General features: G+C 66.5%; 1 protein-coding gene. It reads left to right on the top strand.

Annotated elements, in window-relative coordinates; all coding sequences use genetic code 11:
- A partial coding sequence (locus SB765_RS30070) for a hypothetical protein (protein WP_410932555.1) occupies positions 1 to 269 on the top strand: 269 nt, incomplete at both ends.

The raw sequence follows: 269 nt of genomic DNA on the forward strand, positions 1-269 counted from the left end.
TGACCACCATCCTGTCCGAGCAGCACCGGGCGCTTGGCCATTTCGTACAGGCCAGCTTCCTCACCACCGGGGCTAGTGTGGCCAGTGCGGCGACCGTCATCCTTGCCTGGCGGGGCGAACTGCAACTCAACCTCGACATGCTGGTCCTGGCGGGCGCAGTGGGGGCCAGTTGTACCGCGCTGCTGGGTGCCTACAGCCTCAGGCGCTGGTATCGGGCGCAAGCCGCCAGCAAGCCCGCGACAGACATCGGTTATGCCACCCTGCTACGG

It is taken from the genome of Pseudomonas sp. SIMBA_067 (assembly GCF_046534675.1).
GTDB classification, from domain to species: domain Bacteria; phylum Pseudomonadota; class Gammaproteobacteria; order Pseudomonadales; family Pseudomonadaceae; genus Aquipseudomonas; species Aquipseudomonas putida.